Genomic DNA, 6,624 nt, shown 5'->3' on the forward strand with positions numbered 1-6,624 from the left:
GTAGGTGTGGGAGCGGGCTTCGGGGTGGGAGTAGGGATAGGGGTATCCTTGCTCTTGCAGGAGGGCAGCGTGCCTAGGGCAAGTGTCAGCCCTAGTGCGATCAGAAGTTTGCTAGTAGTCATGAGGTCTGTTATATAAGCTATGCACTCCCTACCCCACGAGTAGGGCAGGGAGTGCTGTTTGATGTCCCGAGGGGGACGCTAGAGTAGGGTGAGATTAGGGCTTCTTAGCTTCGACGACGAAGATGCCGAGCCACTTCTTACCTAGACCACCATAGTTATCCACGGCAGAGGCAGGGACGATAACCTTAGGTGCAGGGTTCTTGCTCTTGAGAGCATTGTCGAATAGGTTTGCAACGGATCCTGTGGGAGGTGTTGCTCCGAGCTCAATGGACTCAACCTTATTGTGGAAGTTGAATACATTTTCGCCAAAGCTCGTGACTGCAGGGAGTACGATCTTCTTGAGATCGCCCTGGAACCCAGCTCTGAAGGCATCCGTAGGAGCATTCTTGAGTAGGGGGAAGTTGAACTCCGTGATCTTAGAGGACCTCAGGAAGGCGCCTACCCCGACCTCCTCTAGTAGAGGAGCTTCGAAGGTCGTGAGGGCATCACAACTGAATACTCCCCTCTCCCCGATTTTCTTCAGTTTGGGGAAGGTTGCTTTGCGCAGTTTACCTGTTCCCTGTGTTCCGAATCCCTTCATAGCAATCTCTTCGACGCCAGGGCCAACGAGCTCTATGACTTGAGTTCCTCTCTCAAAAGCTCCCATACCGATCTTGGTGATGTAGCTGGGGAGGACGACCTTTTCTTGGCGAGCTACGCTAGCAGGCCACTTCTTGAGGGTGTTGCCCTCGACGACGACCCCGGCTGGGAGTTCGATGGGCTCTTCGCCGTTGATCGTCTTGAAGTGGTGCTTCTTGGCGAAGGCTAGGTAGTCCGCAACCTTTTCGGCAGGGACAACGAGGTTCTTCGTGTCGGGAGTCCCCTCGAAGGTGTCATCAGCGACTGTGGGGACGGCCTCGCCTAGCTCTACGGTCGAGAGCGCAGAGCAACCCTTGAAGGCCTTAGCTCCGATCTTCGTTACGTGCGTAGCGTGTACCTCCTTGAGCTGTGTCTGACCAGCGAAGACTTCGTCAGCGATGCTGGTGACGTTCGCTGCGAGAGTGAGCTTACCATCCTCGGGGAGGAGCTCTGCGGGGTAGACCTTGAGGACACCTGCCTCGATGAGGATCGTGGGGATAGCCTGACCGTTGATGGTCTTGAAGTGGTGCTTGGTGGCGAAGGCTCTGTACTCCTTGGCCTTTTCGGTGGGGACGACGAGATCCTTCGTGTCGGGAGTCCCTTCGAAGGCATCATCAGCTACCGCAGGGATAGTGGAGCCTAGGGTGAGGGAGGTGAGGGCGGTACAGCCCTTGAAGGCTGCAGCCTCGACCTTGGTGAGCTTAGGAGCCTCGACCTTCTTTAGGGTCTTGTACCCTTCGAAGACCTTTGCATTGATCGTGGTGACCTCTGGGAGGCTAACTGTTCCGTCCTTGATTTCCTTCTCGGGGTAGGCCGAGAGGACGCCGTTCTTGATGACGATACCGGACTGAGGCTTTGGTGTAGGTGTTGGTGTTGGATCCTCGTTGCTACGGCAGGAGGGGAGTGCGCCGAGGGCAAGTGTGAGCCCGAGCGCAAGCACTAGCTTACTGATGTTCATAATTAAGATTGAAAAATCGAATTACTACGTCACCTACCCCACGTGGGCAGGTGACGTAGTGAAGGGAGAGTTACTTGGCAATAGAGCCATTGGGGAGGTTAGCAAAGCCCTCGCCACGCTGTGGTAGGAGGTGCTTGAGCGTCTTGGGGTACTGGAGGTACTCCTGGGGGACGCTACCCGAGAGGCGGTTGCCCGAGACTGCGAAGATTGCGTAGCCGTACTCGGGCAGGCCGTGGATGTGTGCGTACTGCTTGTCGTTGGGGAGGTACTGCTTGATACGTGCAGGCAGGTGACCCGTCAGGTCGTTGTCTCGTAGGTCGATCCAGAAGAGGTTGGGCTGCTGTGCGCCAGCGAGGTCTGCAGGGATACGACCGATGAGCTTGTTGCCATTGAGGTAGAGCTGGTAGAGACCATTCAGGGCAGTGAGTGCCTCGGGGATATTCCCGGAGAACTGGTTGTGCTCGAGGTTGAGGAGCTGTAGCCCCTTGAGCTGGCCGAGGCTTGCAGGGATGGTCCCCGAGAGCTGGTTGTAGCTGACGAGGAGCTCCCGCAGGCTAGAGAGCTGACCGAGCTCGCTGGGGAGCTCTCCACGTAGAGCGTTGCGCCCGAGGGAGAGGTAGGTGAGCTCCTTGAGCTGACCGAGCGAGGCAGGGATAGCACCCTCGAAGTGGCACTGATAGGCTGCGAAGTAGTGGAGGGAGGAGAGCTGACCGAGCTCGCTGGGGAGCTCGCCCGTGAAGCCCTGACCCGAGAGGTCGATATAGCGAGCCTCACGCAGGTTCCCGATCTCCTTGGGGAGCTTACCCGAGAGGGTCTTGAGGTTGGGGCGGTGCTCCTTGGCGGTCTTCATATCGCCATCCCACCAGCGGGTTTGGTCGTAGATGCTGACGCGGAGGTCTAGGGTATCCAGCTTCGTGAGACGTCCGATCCCAGCGGAGAGCTCACCTGTCAGGCCCGTGAAGTCGAGGCGCAGGCTACGTAGCTGCTCCAGCTGGAAGAGCTCCTCGGGGATCTGACCCGTGAGTCCGTCGTTGTACTGTAGCTGTAGTACCCTCAGAGCTGCGAGCTGTCCGAGGGCTGCAGGGAGCTGTCCACGGAGCTTATTGGCACCGAGGCGAAGGGCTGTGACACGGGGCTGACCACCCACCTGACGTACCTCGACGCCCTTCCACGTGGAGAGGGGGGCTTCGGAGATCCAGTTGTTGGAGTAAGTCCAGTCGTCACCGTGCGTAGCCTGGTAGAGGGCGACGAGGGCAAGGCTGTCCGTGCTCAGCGATCCGGGGAGGTTGATGAGGTCTTGTTCGTCGGCTCCTCGGACGCTGGTAGAGCCAGTAGATGTAGCTGTCTGGTTGGTCGAGGGCTCACTAGCCTCCTTGCTACAGCTTTGGATGATACCGCCCAGCAGGATAAGTGCGCAGGCGGATAGAAGTGTTTTCTTCATTGCTCGAAGATTCTCTTTTATATAATGATTATAGCGGATTCAAAGAGTGTCATCGCTACGAACTAGCCTACAAAGGTACAACAACTTCCGCTGATATGTAGCACACGAGTTTGTACACATCCCGACGGATACGGGGCGATGTGCCTATCATAGGCTACCCCGAGGGGTGCAGGCTGTGTGAACCCCCTTCGCGAGGTGTCCTACTATAGCTAACGTACCGAGAGGGGAAAAAGGTACTTACCGAGAGTGTCTCTGCGCCCTAGGAGCGAACGCCCTCGCCCCCCAGTGTAGGGGACGAGGGCATTCATTGTGGGAGTGTAGATGGGATCTCGGTATGCTTGTCCTAGCTCCCCCTTTGACTTGTCGAGAGACTTCCTGCTAGGGTGTTTGCTTAGCCTTAGCGCTTTGGGCTGCTTTCTGTAGTTCGGCTTCCTCTTTGAGACGCCGTTTGACTCTGTCTGGGTATATGTCCTTGCGGATAAAGCCATACTTGAGGAGTCGTTGAAAGGCTTTCCGATCCTCCTGTAGCTGCTCGAGTGTCGCATCGTTTGGGAGACGTTGACCGCTCCATGGGTTCACTGGGGGGTAACGAGCGCCCCCCAAGTAGCAATCATAGCTTACCATATACTCTGGATAGCCGAAATTATTATCAAAAAACACCCCGAGTACTCTATAGATCAGCATGCGTCCCTGATGGTCACGTGTGACGATACGGATTCGTCGCTGATCCTCCTTGCTGATCGGGCGATATACATGCCTTAGGAGGGTATCGGTGAAGGCCTTCATGGGATGGAAGACGAGCCCTGAGTCGGTCGGCAGCTCTGCCACGCTATCTACGTAGAAGGAGAGCATACACTCATTCCTATTGAAGCCGTAGCGGAAGGCCGGTAGCCGGAGCGAGTCCTGCACCCCACGCCAAGCGGGGGCGATAGAGAGCCAACCCTCGTTGATGGGGAACTTCCTTCTTCTTGCTCCGGCAGGTAAGTTCTCGTTTTCCTTTCGCCAAACGTCGAGCTTAGGGCCGAAGTCTCGGTGTCGTAGCATCCTCTTGGACTTACGGAGGTCAAAGAGGAGGTAGATGAGTTCGTCCTTGCCTTCGGCTCTTGAGGTCAAGGTCAGCTCTGGGAGCATGAGCGCCGTGAGTACGACCCCAAGGATTGCTCTGAGGGCACAGCGGCGTAGATGATAGTTAGTCTTCATGTGGCTTAGTTCGATACTTTTGGTTGGGGTGGCTCTCTGACGGGTATTGTCTGTCGAGATGGGGGTAGAGTTTGGGGAGTATATGATTGCGTAGGTAGGAGGTGGTTTTACCCGTATAGCTAGCGATCTCCTGCGCACTCCTCCAGTTGTCGGTACAGTACTCCATAATTATACTTCTCAAGACCTCAAATGGTATCCGGGTACGAGGCCTATCAACATTAGCCTCTGGGCTATCAACATTAGCCTCTGGGCTATCAACATTAGCCTCTGGGCTGTCAACATTAGCCTCTGGAGTGTCTACATTAGCCTCTAGACGGTAGGTAGTCCCTCGTCCATGTCCCTGTGATGAGAGGAGTCCCTCCTGTACTAGGTGCTGCAGGAGGAGTGTTACGTCTGCACGGTGTATCGAGAGGGAGGATCTGATACGGTCATGGTTTGTAACACCTTCTGTATAGGTGATGTATAGTACGTTGCGTTCATCCGGTGAGAGCCTATGCCAAGTGTCTTCTCCTAATAGTTGCTCTAGGGCTTGCTCTACTTTGGGGTCTAGTAGCGAGTCAAGAGGCATATATAGCTCCACGACGCTGGGGTTATCTTTCTCTTGTGGGTTAGGGCGTTGCCGCCCAATGCTTTCCCACCCTTTGAAGATTTTATCTGTCCCACTACCTGCACGTTCTGCCGCTCCGATCATCATGAACATTTTTTGTAGGCTAGGATTTCGGCAGACGCTCTGCCCTCCTTTTATGTATTGGCTTCGAGAGATCAGCATGGTCCCAGGGTTAGAGAAGAGGATACGGCTTGGAGAGCGGAGTACCTTGAGGGGAGATGCTTCCCGATAGTCTGCGTGTACACAGCAGTTTACGAAGGCTTCTCGGAGTGCCTCATGAGCCGGGGTATTCTCCCGTCGCTGATTACCATCAAGAATAAATGGAGTCGGTAGGGACTCCTGAAGCTTGGGGAGGACACGCCTATAGAATTGGAAAAGGTTTGAAGGCCAGCTCCCATCCGAATAAATACGGTCAATCCACCTTAGCTCATTGTCTTGCCCTATCTGCTCCTGGTAGTCGAGGAAAAAGTGAGGAGCACAGTCTGGATCCGTGATGGACTCCGGTTTGCCAAACATCAGTAAGCCTGCTAGGGTGAAGCCTTTCTCCCCGGTCTCCCTATCTGAGCGATAGCCTCCCAGCATTTCCATAAGTCCTTGGTCATCCTTTGTGATCCACGGGTGGGAGGGTTTTGTTTGGGCAAAGAGTAGGCGGTACTGTTTTACCGATGAGAGGTCTATGTCGTCCCAAGTAAAGTTTCGGAGTATTCGGCTATCGGCAGGGTGAGCTAAGGCAGAGTCTGCATACATCCTCCGCACTTCGGTGGAGGTGCAGCGGAAGTCTCCCTCGCTCCTTCGTTGGAAAGTCCCGCTGTCCGCTTGTGTCCCTACATATATGGGACGTAGCTCCTTAGAAGCCTGCGGCACCTGGATGAGTAGTAGATAGCTACCGTCTACTTCCTCGATGATCACATGTTCCTCCGACAGAATACAAGTGTTCACCTTCTGCTTATTTCTTATCTCTCGCCAGAGGGTGTGTTTGAGTTTTTCTGCATCTTCTCGGGATAGCCCTGCTAGAGCGTATCTCCCATCCTTCAGCTCCTCTACACCGAGCACGATGAGCCCACCATGGGTGTTGGCGAAGGCTGAGTATGTCTCCCAGATACTATTAGGTAGACCTCCTCTGGCTCGTTTGAATTCTAGGTCTTCGGACTCGTGACGGTCTAATAGCCTTTCGATGGAAGTGGTCGTCTCCTGCTCTCTGCTCATTGTGACGCTGTTTAGTGACTGGATATTGTGAGGGCTAATCCCCAGCGTCAAAGATAGCAACTATTCCGGTCCGTTCTCTATCTGTGGGGCATCTAGCGATGTGGGGACTCCCCCGCCCTCCACCCGCTCCCTTCCCCTCCCTCGTCCCGTCCTCGTCTCCACCTGCTTGTTATCCCCTCTTTTGCGCTCCCGTCGTATCCTGTTTTGTGTACACGTGTGTATACAGTTGTGTACCCACGTGTACACTGTTGTATACACGCGTGTACACTGGGGCGCTCATTACTGCTTCGTCTAGGGGCTCCTCTCAGCTGTACGAATAGGCTCTCCTCGGTACGCTAGAAGGGCTCATATCAGCGCAACGAATGGGCTCGTGCCAGCTCTGCAGCTAGCCTTTTCTCAGCTCCTTCCCTACTCCCCTATAAATAATGTACCCGCGTGCGAAGCGGGAGGGAATTTGCGTTGTGATTTGGAA

4 protein-coding genes and 1 pseudogene are annotated in these 6,624 nt (G+C 55.0%); 1 reads left to right on the forward strand and 4 read right to left on the reverse strand.

The window, feature by feature from the left end; translation table 11 throughout:
* Nucleotides 1-216: 216 nt before the first annotated feature.
* From QZ170_RS08945 to QZ170_RS08955, 3 genes are all read right to left on the reverse strand, one after another.
* Nucleotides 217-1,698 carry a leucine-rich repeat domain-containing protein gene (locus QZ170_RS08945; RefSeq protein ID WP_297180137.1) on the reverse strand — a complete coding sequence of 494 codons (1,482 nt, stop codon included), beginning with the start codon at nt 1,696-1,698 and terminating at the stop codon, nt 217-219.
* Nucleotides 1,699-1,768: 70 nt separating this feature from the next.
* Nucleotides 1,769-3,139, reverse strand: coding sequence for a hypothetical protein (locus QZ170_RS08950; protein WP_297180140.1), 1,371 nt, complete (start codon nt 3,137-3,139; stop codon nt 1,769-1,771).
* A gap of 378 nt (nt 3,140-3,517) precedes the next feature.
* Entirely contained in the window at nt 3,518-4,339 is an 822-nt protein-coding gene (locus QZ170_RS08955; RefSeq protein WP_297180143.1) for a hypothetical protein, read from the reverse strand.
* Nucleotides 4,340-4,485: 146 nt separating this feature from the next.
* Between QZ170_RS08955 and QZ170_RS09130 the strand changes: the two genes are divergently transcribed.
* Entirely contained in the window at nt 4,486-4,659 is a 174-nt protein-coding gene (locus tag QZ170_RS09130; protein ID WP_365300368.1) for a hypothetical protein, read from the forward strand.
* 281 nt (nt 4,660-4,940) lie between these two features.
* Here QZ170_RS09130 and QZ170_RS08960 read toward each other — a convergent pair.
* A pseudogene (locus tag QZ170_RS08960) lies at nt 4,941-6,152 on the reverse strand (RNA-binding domain-containing protein); the annotation flags it as partial.
* Nucleotides 6,153-6,624 lie beyond the last annotated feature (472 nt).

This window comes from uncultured Porphyromonas sp. (genome assembly GCF_905372525.1).
In the GTDB taxonomy this organism is placed as follows: Bacteria; Bacteroidota; Bacteroidia; order Bacteroidales; family Porphyromonadaceae; genus Porphyromonas.